19 protein-coding genes and 1 pseudogene are annotated in these 18,452 nt (G+C 41.5%); 9 read left to right on the top strand and 11 right to left on the bottom strand.

All coding sequences use genetic code 11. From position 1 onward, the window contains the following. Nucleotides 1-58 precede the first annotated feature (58 nt). Nucleotides 59-691, top strand: a complete 633-nt coding sequence (locus Q0541_RS12630) for a hypothetical protein (RefSeq protein WP_298910645.1) — start codon at nucleotides 59-61, stop codon at nucleotides 689-691. Nucleotides 692-761: 70 nt separating this feature from the next. On the opposite strand, the pseudogene Q0541_RS12625 reads toward Q0541_RS12630, so the two are convergent. From Q0541_RS12625 to sufR, 3 genes and pseudogenes are all read right to left on the bottom strand, one after another. Beyond that, a pseudogene (locus tag Q0541_RS12625) lies at nucleotides 762-917 on the bottom strand (YbhB/YbcL family Raf kinase inhibitor-like protein); the annotation flags it as partial. Between the two features lie 221 nt (nucleotides 918-1,138). Then, entirely contained in the window at nucleotides 1,139-1,399 is a 261-nt protein-coding gene (locus tag Q0541_RS12620; RefSeq protein WP_298910642.1) for a hypothetical protein, read from the bottom strand. Between the two features lie 89 nt (nucleotides 1,400-1,488). Beyond that, nucleotides 1,489-2,187, bottom strand: coding sequence for an iron-sulfur cluster biosynthesis transcriptional regulator SufR (gene sufR / locus Q0541_RS12615; protein WP_298910639.1), 699 nt, complete (start codon nucleotides 2,185-2,187; stop codon nucleotides 1,489-1,491). Nucleotides 2,188-2,437: 250 nt separating this feature from the next. Between sufR and sufB the strand changes: the two genes are divergently transcribed. The 5 genes from sufB (at nucleotide 2,438) to Q0541_RS12590 (ending at nucleotide 7,884) form a co-directional block, all read left to right on the top strand. After that, a complete protein-coding gene (sufB, locus tag Q0541_RS12610; RefSeq protein ID WP_298910636.1) occupies nucleotides 2,438-3,877 on the top strand; it encodes a Fe-S cluster assembly protein SufB in 1,440 nt (479 codons plus the stop codon). A gap of 127 nt (nucleotides 3,878-4,004) precedes the next feature. Beyond that, nucleotides 4,005-4,796: a Fe-S cluster assembly ATPase SufC gene (gene sufC / locus Q0541_RS12605; protein WP_298910633.1), complete on the top strand. Its 792-nt coding sequence runs from the start codon at nucleotides 4,005-4,007 to the stop codon at nucleotides 4,794-4,796. After that, on the top strand, nucleotides 4,796-6,202 hold the full coding sequence (gene sufD / locus Q0541_RS12600) for a Fe-S cluster assembly protein SufD (protein WP_298910631.1): 1,407 nt from the start codon (nucleotides 4,796-4,798) through the stop codon (nucleotides 6,200-6,202). Before sufC ends, sufD begins: the two co-directional genes overlap by 1 nt. A gap of 132 nt (nucleotides 6,203-6,334) precedes the next feature. Then, nucleotides 6,335-7,597 carry a cysteine desulfurase gene (locus Q0541_RS12595; RefSeq protein ID WP_298910627.1) on the top strand — a complete coding sequence of 421 codons (1,263 nt, stop codon included), beginning with the start codon at nucleotides 6,335-6,337 and terminating at the stop codon, nucleotides 7,595-7,597. Between the two features lie 143 nt (nucleotides 7,598-7,740). Beyond that, the gene (locus Q0541_RS12590) at nucleotides 7,741-7,884 is read left to right on the top strand and encodes a hypothetical protein (RefSeq protein WP_298910624.1); all 144 of its coding nucleotides are present in this window, start codon (nucleotides 7,741-7,743) and stop codon (nucleotides 7,882-7,884) included. A 193-nt stretch (nucleotides 7,885-8,077) separates the two neighbouring features. Here Q0541_RS12590 and Q0541_RS12585 read toward each other — a convergent pair whose 3' ends face one another. From Q0541_RS12585 to trpB, 4 genes are all read right to left on the bottom strand, one after another. After that, on the bottom strand, nucleotides 8,078-8,626 hold the full coding sequence (locus Q0541_RS12585) for a CAP domain-containing protein (RefSeq protein WP_298910621.1): 549 nt from the start codon (nucleotides 8,624-8,626) through the stop codon (nucleotides 8,078-8,080). Between the two features lie 334 nt (nucleotides 8,627-8,960). Next, the gene (locus tag Q0541_RS12580) at nucleotides 8,961-9,488 is read right to left on the bottom strand and encodes a CAP domain-containing protein (RefSeq protein WP_298910619.1); all 528 of its coding nucleotides are present in this window, start codon (nucleotides 9,486-9,488) and stop codon (nucleotides 8,961-8,963) included. Between the two features lie 548 nt (nucleotides 9,489-10,036). After that, nucleotides 10,037-10,183, bottom strand: coding sequence for a hypothetical protein (locus tag Q0541_RS12575; protein WP_298910617.1), 147 nt, complete (start codon nucleotides 10,181-10,183; stop codon nucleotides 10,037-10,039). 101 nt (nucleotides 10,184-10,284) lie between these two features. Beyond that, complete coding sequence (trpB, locus tag Q0541_RS12570) at nucleotides 10,285-11,520, bottom strand: tryptophan synthase subunit beta (protein WP_298910612.1); 1,236 nt, start codon at nucleotides 11,518-11,520, stop codon at nucleotides 10,285-10,287. Nucleotides 11,521-11,749: 229 nt separating this feature from the next. Between trpB and Q0541_RS12565 the strand changes: the two genes are divergently transcribed. After that, entirely contained in the window at nucleotides 11,750-12,097 is a 348-nt protein-coding gene (locus tag Q0541_RS12565) for a translation initiation factor (RefSeq protein WP_273768123.1), read from the top strand. A gap of 141 nt (nucleotides 12,098-12,238) precedes the next feature. Continuing rightward, complete coding sequence (locus Q0541_RS12560; protein WP_273768121.1) at nucleotides 12,239-12,397, top strand: YqaE/Pmp3 family membrane protein; 159 nt, start codon at nucleotides 12,239-12,241, stop codon at nucleotides 12,395-12,397. A 267-nt stretch (nucleotides 12,398-12,664) separates the two neighbouring features. On the opposite strand, the gene Q0541_RS12555 is transcribed toward Q0541_RS12560, so the two are convergent. After that, nucleotides 12,665-13,345, bottom strand: a complete 681-nt coding sequence (locus Q0541_RS12555) for a carbonic anhydrase (RefSeq protein WP_298910603.1) — start codon at nucleotides 13,343-13,345, stop codon at nucleotides 12,665-12,667. A 449-nt stretch (nucleotides 13,346-13,794) separates the two neighbouring features. Between Q0541_RS12555 and Q0541_RS12550 the strand changes: the two genes are divergently transcribed. Next, nucleotides 13,795-14,160 carry a hypothetical protein gene (locus tag Q0541_RS12550; RefSeq protein WP_298910601.1) on the top strand — a complete coding sequence of 122 codons (366 nt, stop codon included), beginning with the start codon at nucleotides 13,795-13,797 and terminating at the stop codon, nucleotides 14,158-14,160. Nucleotides 14,161-14,263: 103 nt separating this feature from the next. On the opposite strand, the gene Q0541_RS12545 is transcribed toward Q0541_RS12550, so the two are convergent. The 3 genes from Q0541_RS12545 to lpdA all read right to left on the bottom strand — a co-directional run bounded on the left by Q0541_RS12545 (nucleotide 14,264) and on the right by lpdA (nucleotide 17,201). Then, complete coding sequence (locus Q0541_RS12545; protein ID WP_298910734.1) at nucleotides 14,264-14,515, bottom strand: DUF5340 domain-containing protein; 252 nt, start codon at nucleotides 14,513-14,515, stop codon at nucleotides 14,264-14,266. Nucleotides 14,516-14,760: 245 nt separating this feature from the next. Next, a complete protein-coding gene (gene trpC, locus Q0541_RS12540) occupies nucleotides 14,761-15,651 on the bottom strand; it encodes an indole-3-glycerol phosphate synthase TrpC (RefSeq protein WP_298910598.1) in 891 nt (296 codons plus the stop codon). Nucleotides 15,652-15,770: 119 nt separating this feature from the next. After that, nucleotides 15,771-17,201, bottom strand: a complete 1,431-nt coding sequence (lpdA, locus tag Q0541_RS12535; protein WP_298910595.1) for a dihydrolipoyl dehydrogenase — start codon at nucleotides 17,199-17,201, stop codon at nucleotides 15,771-15,773. Between the last annotated feature and the right edge of the window lie 1,251 nt (nucleotides 17,202-18,452).

The raw sequence follows: 18,452 nt of genomic DNA, 5'->3' as shown, positions 1-18,452 counted from the left end.
TAAACATGAATATACCTGAGCAGCAACTTTGCTGAAACAGCATTGGAGAACATAAGCTATGTCATACGTAAATCGGACAGGTGATGACACTATTCCTACTGGCCCTGTGGTAGCAGGCCGAGTAAGTGAATATCATGATCTTGTTCGCTGGGGGCCGATTATTTCTGGTTTGTTGGTTTCCTTAGCTACCCAATTAATTTTGAGCGCTATAATTGGTGCGTTTGCGGCAGGCACAGTTGAAGGTTCAGGTGCACCGAGATCAATTGCCCCTAACGCTGCGGGTAATGCGGGGCTTTGGTCAACTATCGCTTTACTAATTTCCTTATTTACTGGTGGTTGGGTTACAGCCCGTGCTTGTGGGCCGATGAACCGCAATACAGCTCTCCTTAACGGCGCAATTCTTTGGGCAACAACTTTGGCAGTTAGCTCGTGGTTGCTAGCAAGTGGAGTATCTGGTGCTTTTGGTGTTGCTGCTTCCAACGCTGGCGCAGTCATAAACCAGGTACAACAGCAAGGTGGTGTTAATGTACCACAAGCAAACATAAGTGCCCAACAAGCTCGTGAAGCGGCAGGTAATTTACGTTCGGGATTGTGGTGGTTTGTGTTTGGTTCTTTGTTGGGTTTAATAGCCTCAATGATTGGAGCCGTAACTGGATCTCGTAGTCCTCGGGCTAATAATTACAATCCTTAAAAAATTGTTTGACTAACAAAATATTATCAACTTGAAAAGCATCTTGAAAAAGGTGCTTTTTGTTTATTATTTAAGGCTGGCGTTTGTAGCATCCAATTAATTCTACCGTTGCTAAAATTTGGCTTTTGTTAGCACTAGCTGTCAAACCTAACTTTTTATCTGTGGCATAAAGTTTAAAAAAGTAGCGATGGATACCACTGGGAGGACACGAACCACCGTAACTAAACTTGCCAAAATCTCATATATTTTTTCTATATAATGCATGAATTTCATCATTTTTTAGACAGTGAAATTACTAGTAAATAGTGACTTAAGATCAGCAAAATTGTCAACATATTTTATCTGTTAATATCCTGCTTCTAAGCAATAGAAATGTTTTTTAGAAGCGGGATATTATGCATGGCTATTTTTTAAAAGTTAATCAAACGAAAACTTTACTACCACAGTTCACCATTTCAGGTATGAAGCTTCAATTCCCTGCTCACGTCGAATCTTACCATCTTTTTCAAACCAGGAAATTAGTTGCTGTGCTGTCACATCTTCTATAGCAACACCGTACTCTTGGGCAATATGCTTCAAAAGCTTAAGTGATGAAATTGTCAATCTTGTTAAAAATTTTTCTGGGGAAGACAACAAAGCCGCGTCTACTTTTGCCGACTCTTCCAGGGTTAAAAATTGTGCTGATGGTTGCTGTGGTAATACGTCCATAAACGCTATCTCAAAATTAGTTGATTATTGATGATGGGTAGTTGCGATTCAGGTATTATCGATTACCGAAGCTAAATGTAAAACCGAATTTATTTATGAGAATTTTGCTGGCGAGCTTGTACCAAATAGCCACAACGATGTTCGCCGTTGATAATCCAGTGGGTGCGTTCTACGGTACAATCAGGTAAGACGGCAGCAAACATTTCTAATTCGTGACCACAAATGCTGGGGAAAGACTCGGCAACGTTGGAAATAGCGCAGTTATGCTCCATTAAGATAAAGCGATCGCTCTCGAAGCAGTCATTCACATCAACAGGGTGATACTCCGCCATGAAGCCTTCCGCTTTTCTCAACTCTACTAAGTTGGCTACACGTTCCCGCAGTGAACCGCTACCCACGCGATCGCGGTATTCTAGGGCTTTGCGCTGCCATTGTTTCTCTAAAATTGATTTAAATTGTTCGTGTCCCATCGTTTCGGCTAAGGTGTCTAGCAGCGAAACCGCAAAATTGCCGTGCCCATCACCAAAGCGATCGCTCATTGTTCGATGCAAGCGATCGCGTCCCTGACGACTCAGTTGATAAAGGTGCTGCGGACGCCCCATACCTGCCGCCTGTACTGATGTAGAATACAAAACTAGCTCCTCAGTCTCCAAATCCTTGAGATGGCGACGAATCGCTTGGGGGGTAACGTCTAAAAGTTCAGCTAGCTCCAAAGCCGTTGCTTTTTCGTGTTTGTGCAGATACTCTAGGATATCTTGCTTGGTTGAGGACTGGTGAGTAGTCGCCATCTTATAGTTGCTGCAAGACGTTCAGCGAACGTCCCAAAAATTTCTTTGAAAATTTCACTTTGACAACATTGTTGTTGTTAATTTAGCGTAAAATGAAGATACCTTAAACAACAAAACTGTTGTTTTACTCTCCACCACTATTCTAGCAGCCGTGTAACCATTCCGTAACGCGAGATGGGAATCGGCTAAAGAAAAGCCCAACTCCCATCCTTATAAAGATTCAAGTTCCGAACACTAGAGATTATTACCGATGAGTGCCACTGTCAAATCCTTAGTCAACCAACCCTACAAGTACGGCTTTGTCACAGACATTGAGGCCGACACTATTCCGCGTGGACTAGACGAGGACGTTATCCGCTTGATCTCCTCTAAGAAGAACGAGCCGCAGTTCATGCTGGACTTTCGCCTCCGGGCTTATCGCCAGTGGCAAAAAATGACTGAACCAACTTGGCCGAATGTCAAGTATCCGCCAATCAATTATCAGGATATCATTTACTACTCAGCGCCAAAACGCAAGAAGGAAAAACTAAACAGCTTGGATGAAGTCGATCCAACCCTTTTAGAAACCTTCGAGAAATTAGGCATTTCCCTCTCGGAACAGAAGCGACTGGCAAATGTCGCCGTCGATGCGATTTTCGATAGCGTCTCTGTCGCTACTACATTTAAAGAAAAGCTAGCAGAAGACGGCGTTATTTTCTGCTCGTTTTCGGAAGCGTTGCAAGAACACCCAGAACTGATTAAAAAATATCTGGGTAGCGTTGTTCCCATCGCTGACAACTACTTTGCCGCCTTGAACGCCGCCGTATTTAGCGATGGTTCCTTTGTCTACATTCCTAAAGGCGTTAAATGCCCAATGGAACTGTCTACCTACTTCCGCATCAACTCTGGTGATACGGGACAATTTGAGCGGACTTTGATTGTCGCCGAAGAAGGTAGTTATGTTTCTTACCTCGAAGGTTGCACCGCACCGATGTATGACAGCAACCAATTGCACGCCGCCGTTGTGGAACTCGTCGCCCTCGACAATGCCGAAATTAAATACTCCACCGTGCAAAACTGGTACGCTGGAGATGCTAACGGTAAAGGCGGTATTTACAACTTTGTCACCAAACGCGGTTTGTGTCAGGGCGTAAATTCCAAGATTTCCTGGACTCAAGTAGAAACAGGTTCGGCAATTACTTGGAAATATCCCAGCTGTGTGTTGGTGGGTGATAACTCTGTAGGTGAGTTTTACTCGGTGGCGCTGACAAATCATATGCAGCAAGCCGATACCGGCAGTAAGATGATTCACGTTGGTAAGAATACCCGCAGTACAATTATTTCTAAAGGAATCTCCGCAGGTAAATCCAGCAATAGCTACCGGGGTTTGGTGAAAGTCAACCCGACGGCAAAAGGGGCGAGAAATTATTCTCAGTGTGACTCGATGCTGATTGGGGATAATGCCCATGCGAACACTTTCCCTTATATCCAGGTGCAAAATAACACTGGCAAGGTGGAGCATGAAGCTTCTACTTCCAAGATTGGCGAAGATCAGTTATTCTACTTCGCTCAACGGGGTATTTCCTCAGAAGATGCAATTTCGATGATGATTAGCGGCTTCTGTAAAGATGTTTTTAATCAGCTACCGATGGAGTTTGCTGTGGAAGCTGATAAGTTGTTGAGTTTGAAGTTGGAAGGCAGTGTTGGATAGGGTTTGTAGTCAGCATAGTGCTGGAAAATCGCTACGAACTGAAAAGATTAACGCTTGTAGTCGGCGCTTTAGCGTTGGTAAAAAGTGCTAAAGCGCCGACTACGAACCAAAAAAGAAGAGAGACAACATGATTATTGAAAATAGTGAAATTGTGCTGTCAGTAAGGGATCTGACGGCTAATGTTGATGGGACACCGATTTTGAAAGGTGTGAATCTTGAGGTGCGATCGGGTGAAATCCACGCGATTATGGGGCCGAATGGTTCTGGTAAGAGTACCTTTTCTAAGGTGTTGGCTGGGCATCCGGCGTATGAGGTGACTGGCGGTGAGGTGATTTTCCAGGGGCAAAATTTACTGGAATTAGAACCGGAAGAACGAGCAAGAAGTGGTGTATTTTTAGCGTTTCAGTATCCGTTAGAAATTCCGGGTGTGAGCAATTTAGATTTCTTACGGGTGGCGTACAATTCTCGTCGCAAGGCGCAAGGTTTAGAGGAAATAGACGCTTTTGATTTTGACGATTTGATTGAGGAAAAGCTGGATGTGGTGAAGATGAATTCCAGTTTTCTCAGTCGGAGTTTGAATGAAGGGTTTTCTGGTGGCGAGAAGAAGCGGAATGAAATTCTGCAAATGGCGTTGCTAGAACCAAAGTTGGGAATTTTGGATGAGACTGATTCCGGTTTGGATATTGACGCGCTCAGGATTGTGGCGAATGGGGTAAATCAACTGGCAAGTCCAGAAAATGCCACAATTTTGATTACCCACTACCAGCGATTACTTGATTATATTGTGCCTGATTTTGTGCATGTGATGGCACAAGGACAGATTATCACCAGTGGTGGTAAGGAACTGGCATTAAAATTGGAGTCTGGCGGTTATGATTGGGTGCTAGCAGAATTTGCAGCTGCTGAGGTGGGTGTGTAATGAGTATTCAAGTATCTCAAAATCAGGCTTCCAACACCTTGGTAAATGGAGATCCTTACCTGAGTGAGTTGTTAAATCAATTTCAGGAATTGATTTTCGAGGAAGTTCCTCAGCCGGAAACATTTGCTTGGTTACAACAAGTGCGCGATCGCGCTGCTAATTTTGTCCGTCACTCAACTATCCCCACTACCCGTGAGGAAGAATGGCGATTTACTGATCTGTCGTCTCTACGGCAAGTAAAATTCAATCTAGAGACGCGAGAGTTTTGGTCTATAAAATTTGATATCACACAACTGACTTTACCAGAAGCTGTTGATAGTAGGTTGGTGTTTGTCAACGGAATTTTTTCGCCGGATCTGTCATCTGTTGCAGATTTGCCAGAAGGTATATGGGTGGAAGATTTAGCTGGATTTCCTTTAGAGTATCGCTCTCGCCTACAGAATTATTTAGTCCAAGAACAGGGTACGGAAGAAGTCTTCACTGCGTTGAATACCGCTGCTTTCACAAATGCATCTGTAGTATGGGTGGGAAAAAATGTTGTGGTAGAAACGCCAATTCATTTACTATTCCTGTCTATTCCTGGTAATTCACCGATACTATCACAACCTCGTTCTTTAGTAGTGGCTGAATCTGGTAGTAGTGTTACGCTCATTGAAGATTATCTGTATCAACCAACAAACATAGAAGATCCAGATCAAATAGAACTTGGGGAAGTAGTTCACTTTACTAACGCAGTTACAGAAATTTGGGTTGAGGAAAATGCCCAGGTTAACCATACGCGAATTCAGCAAGAAAGTGCAGAGGCTTTTCATATTGGTAAAACATCTGTCTCGCAGGCTCGTGATAGTCGATATACTTGTAATGCGATAAATTTAGGCGCGAAGTTGTCGCGGCACAATTTAGAAATTTTGCAAACTGGTGAGCAGACAGAAACTACTCTCAACGGTTTGACGATGATTTTTGGTAAGCAGTTAGAGGATACTCACAGTACGATCGCACTAAATCATCCTCACGGTACAAGTGAGCAATTGCATAAGTGTATTGTAGGCGATCGCGCTCATGCGGTATTCAATGGTAAAGTTTTTGTACCCAAACCAGCACAGTTGACAAATGCAGCCCAGTTGAATCGGAATTTGCTGCTATCATCGAAAGCTAGAGTTGATACTAAACCCCAACTGGAAATTACTGCCGATAATGTAAAATGCGCTCACGGTGCTACCGTTAGCCAATTAGAAGATGATGAAATATTCTATCTGCAAAGTCGGGGAATTGATGAAAACGATGCTCGGAAGTTGTTAGTTAACGCCTTCGCTGCTGAAGTCATCAACAAAATACCGATTCCCTCTCTGCGAAAAATCCTTTTAAACATAGTTAATAATCTTAAGTCCATATCGCCTGACTCTTGAGAAAATTTTAGATTTTAAATTTTGGATTTTGAATCTTCAATCCAAAATTCTGTGGAGTCAATCTAAAATCTAAAATCGTTCGACTGAGCGTAGCCGAAGTCCCAAATCCCAAATTGTTTGACTAATCTACCAATGACTTTCACTCCTACCAAAACCCTTGCTGATCAAGTTCGTGCTGACTTCCCGATTTTGCATCAGGAAGTTAACGAGAAACCTTTAGTTTATCTCGATAATGCTGCGACATCGCAAAAGCCTTTGTTCGTATTAAATACCCTGCGGGATTATTACGAACAATATAATGCTAACGTGCATCGAGGTGCCCATTCCCTGAGTGCTAAAGCTACCGATGCTTATGAAGGGGCGCGAGACAAAGTTGCTAAATTCATTAATGCTGCATCACGTCAGGAAATCGTTTATACCCGCAATGCAAGTGAGGCGATTAACCTAGTAGCCTACAGTTGGGGAATGAACAATTTGCAGCCGGGAGATGAGATTATTCTCTCGGTGATGGAACACCACAGTAATATTGTACCCTGGCAATTGGTGGCGCAAAAAACGGGTGCAGTCCTGAAATTTGTGGAACTGACACCAGAAGAAACTTTTGATTTGTCACAATTTAAAAACCTGATTTGCGACAAAACAAAGTTGGTGTCGGTAGTGCATATTTCTAATACTTTGGGTTGTATTAATCCAGTAAAAGAAATTGGTGCGATCGCTCACAAATCTGGTGCTAAATTCTTAGTTGATGCTTGCCAAAGTGTCCCCCACTACCCTGTCGATGTGCAGCAGATAGATTGTGATTGGTTGGTAGCATCCGGTCATAAAATGTGCGCCCCAACTGGGATAGGATTTTTGTATGGCAAGTTGGAATTGTTAGAATCAATGCCACCATTTTTTGGTGGTGGTGAGATGATTGCAGAGGTGTATTTAGACCATTCTACCTATGCAGAATTACCGCATAAATTTGAAGCTGGTACACCTGCAATTGGAGAAGCGATCGCACTTGGGGCTGCGATAGATTATCTTAGCAGTATCGGCATGGATAAAATCCACGCCTACGAAGCAGAATTAACAGCTTATTTGTTCCAACAATTAGAGCAAATTCCCCAAATTAGAATTTACGGTCCTAAACCAAATGCTAAAGGTGAAGGTAGGGCTGCACTTGCGTCATTCACCGCCGGGGAAGTCCATGCTAACGACTTATCTACATTATTAGATCAAGAAGGCGTTGCCATCCGTTCTGGACACCACTGCACTCAACCATTACACCGTTACTTAGGTCTTGCTGCAACCGCACGAGCAAGTTTATCTTTCTACAACACCCGCGAGGAAATTGATGTTTTCATCAAAGCACTAAAAGAAACTCTGGACTTTTTTGCGGGTTTCCTTGCTTAAAGTTACAAAATATTCAGACACTAATTGTGCCAAATATCAGCAACATATCTTGCTAATAGTTGGCACAATTTAATTATCTGGATTCTTTGCAGGAGCCACTAAAGTATCATACAGTGATTTTACTACGGAATAAGTATTGTAATATGCTTGTCAAATCAACCCTGGCAGAACAAAGAACAGTGCTATATAACATTAGCTGGGAAACCTTTGACTTCAAAAGTGAGATGCTCCCCATCTTGCCTGCTACTACCAGCAGCGACCAAGATACTCCCACACATAAAAACTAGATTTTTCTCTAAGTGTAATCACTACCTCTGTTATTGAAGCAACTTCCCATCTACACAAGCGATGCCCATAGTTATTGTATTAAGAAGCACACTTTCTTTGAAACAAGAATCTCCCACCACAGTGTAGCTTAGTGGGAGAGTGTCAATTGTCAGACACTAGATTATTATTGTGCAAAAAAATCAGAAATTAAATCTACCTAGTACGGAAAAACATTTGTGTCAGGTAGACTTCGCCTTGATTATTAGTAGCAACGCCAATTCCAGTCAGGTTATAATTTCCTTTAAGATTTTTTAAATGTCCCGGACTGTTGATCCAACCAGTAACAGCTTTGTCTACAGGGTTGCTATATCCCCGATTGAAAGCAACATTTTCCGCCGCACTGTTGTAGCGAATAGGGATAGCTTTGACTCGCCGTTCAAATCCCTGATGGCTAAATGGCGTTTTACCTTTAGCCATATTTTGACTATGAATTCTTGCCTGTCGAGTGATATTTGCATTTATGGTCAACTTTGGCAGTCCTTTAGAAGCCCGATATCGATTAATTTCGTCAAAAACTGATTTTTCTAACTCTGTAGTTTTAAAAGTAGGAGTTGATATTGCAACCTGACTGGAAAAAAGTGACAACAGCTTATTACGGGTGGATGTATTTGTAGAAAGATAATTTGGTTTCGGAACAGTCGTTAATCCACTAGCAAGGACAAGCGCACTTAAAGCGATGCCAAAAGCAGTTTGTCGGAACATGGAGAATTGCATAATGTGTAGAGATGACTTCTACTCTACCCTATAGTTCCAACAATATATACCATGATCCTATTAAGGATTGATGAATTTCGGCAATCTGGCTACATCGTTGTACAGGAAGTATAAACAATCATTTCCAATTGTCAATACTTCAATAAATAAGCTTCATGAAATCACGGTTATTTTTACTGATAATTTAAGAATTTTCATCAATTACTAAAAAAATAATCTAGTCTTCAATAGACAAATGTCATTGAAACTACATTATTCAGCCTGCTAGCAGGCTGAAGTCTGGGGAATTTGAGAAAACAAAACCTAAATTTTACCAAATTTATCAGCGAAGGAAAATTTGTGTGAAGTAGATTGCGCCTCTACTGTTGCTAGCGACACCAATCCCCGTCTTCTCATAATTACCTTTGATATTGGCTAGATGCCCTGGACTTTTGAGCCAGCCTTGAACAGCTATTGTGGCAGGATCACTATATCCCTGGTTGTAAGCAACATTTTCACCAGCTGCTCTGTAAGGAATACCGATTGCTCTAACACGTTCTGAAAATCCCGTATGTCCAAAGGGAACTGTACCATTAGCCATGTTCTGACTGTGAATCCTGGCTTGATTCTCGATGGCAGAATTACGAGTTAGCGCTGGTAGCCCTTGGGAAGCTCTGTAGTTATTAATTTGGTTGAAAACCGACTGTTCTAGAGCAGCAGTGTCTATCCTAGATGCTGCAATTTTAAAAGTATCACTTGATACATACGAACTTTTTGTGGTAAAAGTTGGATTTGTTACCGGAGTAGCGATCGCACCACTATTGAGAATAATGGTGCTTAAAGTAAGTCCGTAAATTGTTGTTTTAATCATTTGCTGTAACTAAAGTTACAGACAATCTAACTAAGCTAGTGTCAATATGACAAACTGGTTATCGGTCTATATACCTCTGTTTATGGGGTTTTATGTTCAAAAACTACCAGCAAACGTTTAAATTCACGCTTTTACAAAAAATTTTTCATATTTATAAAAAATTTCCATCTACCATTAGTATGATTATTTATAGATAAACTCCTTTCTGCACTTCATTTTGTAATACGCGAATATTTCCAATATCTGGCTAATAATGGTTAAACAACAATCAAAAATTTCTACTAATTGACAGTACTAATACTTAGCAAAACTAATTATCATGAACTATTTTTGAACAGAAAGAGATAAATTTACTAAGGATTAATACTGAATAAACTGTGAAATATGAGATATACAGCAGTTTTCTTTTGCATGAAGTACAAAGCTACGGGTTTGAAGGCAGGAGGTAAAAACTCTTTATGTCTGATTTTGAGTCCTGCCTTTTGTACCTCACTTACTTGCAAACTGCTGTAAATGGCATAAATTTTTTTACTAAAACTTTTGGGCGACTAGCTTTGGTTGAGAGTTTCTAACTCTTCCTGTACCACGCGCAACACCCGCGCAATATATTCTGCACGCCACTGTTCCCGTTCCTTAGTTACTTTGGCATCCGGCTCGTAAGCTTCAATCTCAGTAGCCGATATAGTCAGATGCACAAAGTTTTAGGCGTGCCAACTCGTCGTGAGTGGGTTGCGGTAGCATAGAGTGTTGGAATTGTTGATCTATTATTGCTTCCTCTCAAAAATTGGATATACATTTACGCATCATTTAATAACTTGGCTACTGTATGTACATCCTTATCGCCGCGTCCAGAGCAGTTAATTACAATCCGGGGACTGTCGGTTAGTTGGGGACATAGAGTTTCGAGGTAGGCGATCGCATGGGCTGTTTCCAATGCCGGGATAATTCCTTCCAATTTCGACAATCGCTGAAATGCCGCCAAAGCTTCTGCATCCGTTACACTATAGTATTCGGCGCGACCAGTATCCTTCATATAACTATGTTCTGGACCGACACCGGGATAATCTAACCCCGCACTAATTGAGTGTGCCTCAATGATTTGCCCATCCTCATCTTGCAGGAGATAACTCATTGCTCCGTGCAATACACCAATACGTCCTTTTGTCAAGGTTGCTGCGTGTTTTTCGGTATTGACACCTTCTCCTGCTGCCTCAACCCCAATAAATCGGATAGAAGACTCATTGATAAACTCATAGAATAGTCCCATAGCATTGGAACCACCACCCACACAAGCCAAGAGAATATCAGGCAATACACCCCACTTTTCGATTGCTTGGGCGCGAGTTTCTTGACCAATTACTGCATGAAAATCACGTACCATCATTGGGTAAGGATGGGGCCCTGCTACCGAACCCAGGATGTAGTGAGTTGTTTCCACATTTGTCACCCAATCGCGGATTGCTTCAGAAGTGGCATCTTTGAGCGTTCCTGTTCCCGCCTCCACCGGACGCACTTCTGCCCCCATCAACCGCATTCTGAACACATTCAAAGCTTGGCGTTCCATGTCATGAACGCCCATGTAAATTACGCATTCCAGCCCAAAACGAGCGCAAACTGTGGCTGTGGCAACTCCATGTTGTCCAGCACCAGTTTCGGCAATAATCCGTTGCTTGCCCATGCGTTTCGCCAACAATATCTGACCAAGGGCATTATTTATTTTGTGAGAGCCAGTATGATTTAAATCCTCGCGCTTTAAGAAAATTTGTGGCCCCGTGCGATCGGGTCGGGCATAATGAGCGGTGAGGCGTTCAGCGAAATACAATGGTGTGGCACGTCCTACATAGTCCCGTAACAACTGCTGTAGTTCTGCTTGAAAACCAGGATCATTGCGGTATTGCTGATAAGCTGTTTCTAATTCAGCAAGGGCAGGCATGAGCGTTTCAGGTACATACTTACCGCCAAAGCGTCCAAAGCGGCCTAGCGTATCGGGAACCTGAGCAGTTGAACTTGGAGATAGGGGAGTGGTAGTCACAAGCTAATTTTGATGACGGGAATGACTTTATTATTATAGAAAAGTCTGAGGCATATATGGAAAATGGTGATTAAGGACTAAATTCTTCGTTGATACTCAATGCCCAATGCCCAATTCCTTTAAATCCCTTGGAATGGATTTGTGATGTTAGCCTAGAAATTGATATCCGAGCAGAATGGTTGCGTAGAAGTTTCCACTGCCTTTGAAATTTTTCTTAAACATTCATTTTATGTCTTCTTCCAATCCCAAATCTTCTGACAAAAGCTTTGTCTACCGCGAATTTGGCAACGATAACTCCGCCGCCACAGAAAGACCAATTCCAGAACTGCCCTCACAACAACAAAATCTCAAAGTACAAGCTTCCCGCAAAGGACGCAAAGGCAAAACTGTTACGGTGATTAGCGGTTTTCAAGCCAAACCAGAAACTTTGGCAGATTTGGTGAAGCAGTTGAAAACCCAGTGTGGCACAGGTGGGACAATTAAAGATAACGAAATTGAAATTCAGGGCGAACACAAGCAGAAAATTGTCGAGATTTTAACCAAACTAGGTTATAAGGCCAAAATCAGCGGTGGCTAATCTTAAGCGCGGTTTACCGGCTCTCAACTGTGACCTAGATTGAGAGGGGCAATGTTATCTTTAAGAGGTAGAAATATACTTGAGCAGTGGTGAATAACTTCACCGACAAGCTGTCTTTTGTGAGATTAATAGGAGGTTCAAATGGATTTAGTTCGTCTTTTGTGTGCCATTTTCTTACCGCCTTTGGGTGTTTTTTTGCAGGTAGGTTTTGGTGTAGACTTTTGGATTAATATACTTTTGACACTTTTTGGTTATATTCCTGGGATTATTCATGCAGTGTGGATAATTTTGAAGAAATAATTCTTTGTAAGTGGAGGTTTGGTGTACCAATCTCGACAGAGGCAATTCATAAATTGCCTCTAAAAAAATGCTTAAAAATTGGATATCTGCAAAGTTTTGAGCAAGAATTTAGAAAAGAGCATTCTGAATTGTGGATTTTACATTCTTATTCAAAAGTTTGCCGAAGGTATTACAAGACTGTAGCGAAAAAGTAACTATTTTTTTACTTAAAATAAAAACTCTAAAGACACGAGCAATCATGTCTCTAAAGTATAACTTTCTATGGCGCTAAATACCGAAATTACTATCATTTTTTAACATGGCGTAGAGTCTAAACTCTAGAAGCAAAGGGCAAGTGTGCAATTGCCATTGCTTAGTTAAGACGTTCAAATCTTTGATTAACCCAGTGCTTATATCTAGTACCCAGCCATGAACCATAGGCGCTTTTCGCTCATAGAGTACCTGACGCATGATGGAAGTTTGGTAAATATTTTTTACTTGCGCCACAACATTGATCTCCGCCAAACGATTCAGACGTTCTTCTCTTGTTGGCAAGGCATCAATTTCTTCTTGTTTCTGTAAATATAGTTCTCGAATCGGATTTACCCAGTTATCAAGAATTCCGATGGTTCTCCCTTCTAAAGCCGTCTTAATTCCTCCGCAATCGTAGTGACCACAAACGATAATATGTTCCACCCCAAGATGTAAAATCGCGTATTCTAAAACAGCTAAAAAGTTAATGTCTGTTAAAGAAACTTGATTGGCAATATTACGATGTACAAATAACTCTCCTGGTTCTGTACCGGTAAATCTTGTTAATGCCAGACGACTATCAGAACACCCGATGTATAGAAAAGGTGGTGTTTGTCCATTAGATAATTCTTGAAAGTAAGTTGGGTCTAAAGCCAGTTTCTCGGTAACCCAAGCCTGATTATTTCTCAATAGTTCATCAATGCTGTTATATTTCATCTTTCGTCCAATTCGAGAGAGAATATCATAATTATTTTAGCTGATCTACAATTTTTGATAAATCAATATCAACTTTTTCAGAGCTTAAATTATTGTTAAGATAACAGTTATTTTATACAACATTAATTATTGTAGAAATTATAAAAATCTAACTTAGTCTTTAGGTAAAAAAGCTATGTATAATTTTATGAAATGAGCTAAAGAAAGTAATATACATTGCTCTATGAATATAAAATTGGGAAGATGCATTAGTAAAATGAAAATAATTGAAGTTATAGCGGCTGTTACATCCAATATTTGCTATAACAACCCGATTTGATTACGTGAAAAAATCTAAGTATATGTAGCGTGCGTTATGGACATTAGTTCAAACGCACCAAAACTTTCGGACGGTGCTTTATACCATTTCAGATTAATAATGATACAAATACGTTTGTAGGGGCATGGCAATGCCCATTAGTGTCAACTTAAGCTATAAACCTCGTAAAATCTCGTTTCCAGTCTCTGGCTGGAAATGCATACCCTGGCGGCTTTGCCGCCAAGAGAGGGAAAGCTTTGTCTACCGCGAATTTGGCAACGACAACTCCGCCGCCAGAGAAAGATCAATTCCAGAACTGCCCTCACAACAACAAAATCTCAAAATAGTAAAAGTTATTAAATCAGCGAGTTTAAGGAGTTCAACAGTCAACTGGCGATCGCAATCCGGTTATCTCAGCCAAGGACACTCTGATTTTGAACGCATCGCGGCAGTCCCTACCAAGATATCTTTGCAGCTGTTTATAGACGTTTATAGATGCTCCCTCATCCGGAATTAAAATCTAAGATAAGGAAGCAGACATTTGTATTACATTTTCAGATGGTGGTAAGCTAACTTAACAAAGATACCAAATTTGAGGTTGAAATGTTAAGTTATCAGCTTCAATCGGGGACAACAACTTTGCTACCGTTATGATGGTTGATCGACCAACGGTGATCAACTGTAACAGAGGAAAATTCGCAAATTTCTTCTAGTCGTTTTTGTTGTACAACAGCTTTGCGGAGAGTAATAATTAGCTGATTCACCTGATGCCGTAAATCTGGATTATCATTTACCGCTAACATGGTTTGTCTTTCTAAAAGTTGAAGTATAAGTTCGTAGTGAATAGGTGAAGGTAGAGGAATTTGCTCCATGAAGTTAAATTTTGATTTCATATTCGGAATTTTGTATTAGTAAAAATTTATCTCTTGTAAATGGATTGTTACATAATAAATAACTACTTGCTTATGGTTTTAATTTGATTAGCAATGAAGATTTGGTGAAGATATTGATCATATTTGATGGCAAAGTGCTGCGTATCTACGCATAGTGTGCCCAATTGCCCAACAATTCAGTGTGGTTAGTTGCCCTGCACTAAGGGGGCGGGGGAGGTGTTTTTTCAGAAATTCTTCGGCAATATATGGGCGATCGCAGCGCCGGGATCTGGTTGTTTTACCAATGATTCTCCAATGAGTACAGCTGATGCACCTGCTGTAAGCACCAAACTCAAATCATCTGGGTTGTGTAGTCCTGACTCACTGACAACAAGGATGTTTTTCTCCTGCAATTGGCTACCCCTTGCAGCTAAAAGTTGGCAAGTAGTTTGCAAGTCAACAGAGAAATCTTCCAAATTACGATTATTTATTCCTACTAAGGATACCCCATCTAAGGCTAACACACGGTCAAGTTCTGCCAAACTATGAACTTCAATTAAGGCTGCCATTTTCAGGTTGTTAGCAATTTTGAGAAAGTATTTCAAATCTTGATCGCTCAGGATAGCTGCAATCAACAAAATAGCATCTGCACCGTGAACCCGCGCTAAGTATATCTGGTAAGCATAAATGACAAACTCTTTGCACAGTAGGGGCAAATCTACCGCAGCCCGAATCTTGGCTAAGTTCTCAAAACTACCTTGAAAGAACTTGACATCTGTTAGCACAGAAAGACAACTTGCTTTGGCTTGCTGATAAGAAAGAGCGATCGCTACCGGGTCAAAATCTTCTCGGAAAACGCCTTTGCTCGGTGAAGCTTTTTTAACTTCTGCAATCAATGCTGGCTTAGTCTTACCTTGGCGCAAGGCGGCGACAAAATCACGGGTTGGCGGCGCACTAAGTACCTGCTTCTGCAATTCCTGCAAAGGAACCTTTTCCCGCATTTGGTCATATTCTACTTCTTTCTGCCAGACAATTTCCTCCAAGATGTTGTTTGGCGCTGCATCAGGCATGACAGCCTGATAACGTAATATGGATACATTAATAGCTGGGTTAGGGGAACGGCGACGGATTTGCATAATTAGTGCTGAGTTAGGAATTATGAGTTAGGAGTTATGAGTTAGGAGTTATGAGTTATTAACTCCTCACCGGAGGCGGAGCGTCTCCGGCTCCGCTCCTAACTTCTCACTCCTAACTTTTAGATAGCGATCGCTCGTTTATAAGCTTCGTCCAGCACTTCCGAAAGTGACGGGTGAGCGTGAACTAGATGTGCGAGACTTTGGACAGATTGACGGTTAGCGATCGCGGCTGACGCTTCGTGAATTATGTCTGAGGCGTGCAGTCCGAAAATGTGGACGCCCAAGACTTCTCCTGTGTCTTTGCGATATATCACCTTGGCAATACCATCGGCTTCATTTTCAGCCAACGCTTTGGAATTCCCTTTGAAGTAACTCTTACTTGTGGCGATTTCAAACCCTTCGGTTTGTCCCAACTCCTTAGCTGCGGTTTCCGTTAAGCCCACATAGCTGATTTCTGGGTGGGTAAACGCCGCAGCGGGGATGCTGCGATAGTCTACTATTCTTTCCCTCCCAACTATATTTTCCACCGCGATGATGCCTTGAGCAGAAGCCGCATGTGCCAACATAATCTTCCCGTTAGCATCGCCAATTGACCACAAATGCGGCACTACTTCACCAGCTGATAGCACTGCCATGCGATCGTCAACTGGAATAAAATTCCGCCGATCAAGTTCCACACCCACAGACTCTAAACCAAGATTTTGTGTCGCCGGAATGCGTCCTGTAGCTACTAAGCAAGCATCTACTTCGATGACATCTACATCTTCTTTGGTTTTGAAATCTGCTAACTCAATCACCACAGGTGAACCTGGGATGACTTTTTTGGCGTATATCCCTACTTTGGTTTCAATATCGCGGGGAGTAATCAGCACCCGTTCAGCAAGTTTGGCAATGTCGCGGTCAAATCCTGGCATTAGCTGATCTAGGGCTTCAATCAAGGTGATTTCACAACCCAAAGCTGAGTAAATGTCAGAAAATTCCAAGCCGATGTAACCACTACCAATAATCGCCACCCAGTCTGGTAGCGACTCCAACTTAACGCCTTGGTCGCTGGTAAAGACAGTTTTGCCGTCTACTTCAATCCCTGGAGGCACAAAAGGAATTGAACCAGGCGAAAGGATGATGTCTTTGGCCGTGATCGTTTTTTCGCCACCCTCTCCGGTAATAGAGACTTTTTGTGCTCCAGCGATTTTTCCCCAACCCCTGATAATATCGACTTTTAGACGTTTGAGACTGTTGGTTAAGTCGCCTTGAATTTTTGATACCAAATTATTAGCATGATTAGCGATCGCTTGGCGATCAAATTCCACGCTACTAATTTGAATTCCCAGCGACTTGAGGTGGTGGGCATTGCGTAACTCCCGCACACGTCCAGATGCAGCCAGCAGCGCTTTAGAAGGGATACAGCCCCGATTAACACAGGTTCCTCCCATATCAGCAGCTTCAATAATCGCTGTTTTCAGACCACAACTTACGGCGTGTAAGGCTGCGCCATGTCCGCCTACACCAGCGCCTATAATTACTAAATCGTAATCAAATTCTTGACTCACGTTAGTTTCCCTGTGTGCTTCGCCTATTTATTCTCAACTTGACCGACAATCAGCGCAACCCCTCTAACAGTTAGTTATCAGTTTTGTTGCTGGGTTTAAGCCCCTAACACACAGTTATCAGTGAACACTGGGAACTGCTAACTGATTTAAATCCCCTACCATCCGCCTGATAACTTTTTACTGATTTAACGTTCGGGTGTTGCTAACTTAAATTATGATTCACTCACTGCTAGCGAAAAGATGGATGTTTTCAGTAATTATAGTCAAATCTAGATACTTATTTTTTTTATACTCCAAAGGAAGTGGGGATTAAGGAGTAGAGAGTTAGGAGTTAGGAGTTAGGAGTAGCCCTGTCAAGGTGACATGTAGCTTTATCTTTGAACCATATTCAAAATGGATTAGAGGATGAATAAACTTGATAATGCTTAATATGCCATTATACCACTTTCTTTGCTCTAAATCTTTTTGCTTACCTTCTGAAGTAATAAGTGTAACCTAAATCGCGCCATACACAAAACCCTGATTCATTTAAATACTTTAGTACATTGTTGCGTCAGTTATATCCACCTTTAACAAGGGGATTTTGCCCCAAGTCTTGTTAATTAGACCTCTTGAATAAATTTAAATTGTCATGTTGAGCGGAGCGGAGCGAAACAGAGTAGTGAGATTCTTCTCTCCACTGCGTTTTGCTCAGAATGACATTCCTGATTTTTTGACTTTTGCAAGAGGTCTATTGAGATATAGCAATCCTAAATGAGTCGTGAAAATCTCCAATTCCTCTCTCTGCGCTCTTTGCGCCTCTGCGGTTAATTTATTTTTACAAATGACTTAGGACTGCTATAGTAGGTGGATTTACACGCCGTGCTGTACTAAGTCTATTTCTCTTGCAGCAACAAATAATTCCAACATATCTGCTTGCTTATGCAGTTTGAACACCATCAATGTTTTTAAGTCTGCAATAACCAGATGATTTAGCTTTTAAATTGAGATTTGCCCAAAATATCAACTTTAGCGGCAAAACATGAAGTAAAATTCACATCTGAAGCACTCCCCGTATAATCCCATAATTCCTAACAAAAAATAGTCCAGTGTGATGATTGATAAATATCCTCAGAATCTTATAGTGTCCTGCTTACCGCTGAGTATACTTGTATTACTCAGCAGCATATTTTCTAATCCACTAAAAGCCCACGCTGTTGATACTACACAATTACCAACTAGTAATTTCATCCTTTCACAAAGAATTCCACC

Source organism: uncultured Nostoc sp. (genome assembly GCF_937863485.1).
GTDB lineage: Bacteria > Cyanobacteriota > Cyanobacteriia > Cyanobacteriales > Nostocaceae > Nostoc.
Note: the sequence above shows the minus strand (reverse complement) of the source record. Positions and strands in the feature narration are given on the sequence as shown.

Coding starts and splice junctions, on each gene's coding strand:
- Q0541_RS12580 (WP_298910619.1), bottom strand. CDS start 9,488: ATGATTAAAACAACAATTTACGGACTTACTTTAAGCACCATTATTCTC.
- Q0541_RS12630 (WP_298910645.1), top strand. CDS start 59: ATGTCATACGTAAATCGGACAGGTGATGACACTATTCCTACTGGCCCT.
- Q0541_RS12545 (WP_298910734.1), bottom strand. CDS start 14,515: ATGGAGCAAATTCCTCTACCTTCACCTATTCACTACGAACTTATACTT.
- Q0541_RS12565 (WP_273768123.1), top strand. CDS start 11,750: ATGTCTTCTTCCAATCCCAAATCTTCTGACAAAAGCTTTGTCTACCGC.
- sufC (WP_298910633.1), top strand. CDS start 4,005: ATGATTATTGAAAATAGTGAAATTGTGCTGTCAGTAAGGGATCTGACG.
- Q0541_RS12620 (WP_298910642.1), bottom strand. CDS start 1,399: ATGGACGTATTACCACAGCAACCATCAGCACAATTTTTAACCCTGGAA.
- Q0541_RS12560 (WP_273768121.1), top strand. CDS start 12,239: ATGGATTTAGTTCGTCTTTTGTGTGCCATTTTCTTACCGCCTTTGGGT.
- Q0541_RS12555 (WP_298910603.1), bottom strand. CDS start 13,345: ATGAAATATAACAGCATTGATGAACTATTGAGAAATAATCAGGCTTGG.
- Q0541_RS12590 (WP_298910624.1), top strand. CDS start 7,741: ATGCTTGTCAAATCAACCCTGGCAGAACAAAGAACAGTGCTATATAAC.
- Q0541_RS12585 (WP_298910621.1), bottom strand. CDS start 8,626: ATGTTCCGACAAACTGCTTTTGGCATCGCTTTAAGTGCGCTTGTCCTT.
- sufB (WP_298910636.1), top strand. CDS start 2,438: ATGAGTGCCACTGTCAAATCCTTAGTCAACCAACCCTACAAGTACGGC.
- trpC (WP_298910598.1), bottom strand. CDS start 15,651: ATGCAAATCCGTCGCCGTTCCCCTAACCCAGCTATTAATGTATCCATA.
- Q0541_RS12550 (WP_298910601.1), top strand. CDS start 13,795: ATGCCCATTAGTGTCAACTTAAGCTATAAACCTCGTAAAATCTCGTTT.
- sufD (WP_298910631.1), top strand. CDS start 4,796: ATGAGTATTCAAGTATCTCAAAATCAGGCTTCCAACACCTTGGTAAAT.
- Q0541_RS12595 (WP_298910627.1), top strand. CDS start 6,335: ATGACTTTCACTCCTACCAAAACCCTTGCTGATCAAGTTCGTGCTGAC.
- sufR (WP_298910639.1), bottom strand. CDS start 2,187: ATGGCGACTACTCACCAGTCCTCAACCAAGCAAGATATCCTAGAGTAT.